The organism is Burkholderia sp. 3C (genome assembly GCF_054589155.1).
In genome coordinates this window covers 1-386 of the sequence record NZ_BAAILN010000088.1, presented here as the reverse complement: position 1 = coordinate 386, position 386 = coordinate 1, and the positions used below count along the sequence as shown (strand labels likewise).

The window sequence follows — 386 nt, the reverse complement described above, 5'->3', positions numbered from 1 at the left end:
GGCGGCCCGCTGATGCACGTGATCGCGGCGAAGGCGGTGGCGTTCAAGGAAGCCGGTTCGGCGGAATTCAAGACGTATCAGCAGCAAGTGGTGGACAACGCGCGCGTGCTGGCGGAAACGCTGGTCAAGCGTGGCCTGCGGATCGTGTCGGGCCGCACGGAAAGCCATGTGATGCTGGTGGATCTGCAAGCGAAGAAGATCACGGGCAAGGCGGCGGAAGCGGCGCTGGGCCTGGCGCACATCACGGTGAACAAGAACGCGATTCCGAATGACCCGGAAAAGCCGTTCGTGACCTCGGGCGTTCGCCTGGGCTCGCCGGCGATGACGACGCGCGGCTTCGGCACGAAGGAAGCCGAGATCGTCGGCAACCTGATCGCCGACGTGCT

Annotated in this window: 1 pseudogene; it reads left to right on the top strand. The window is 65.0% G+C overall.

From position 1 onward, the window contains the following. A pseudogene (gene glyA, locus ACYP33_RS15700) lies at positions 1 to 386 on the top strand (serine hydroxymethyltransferase); the annotation flags it as partial.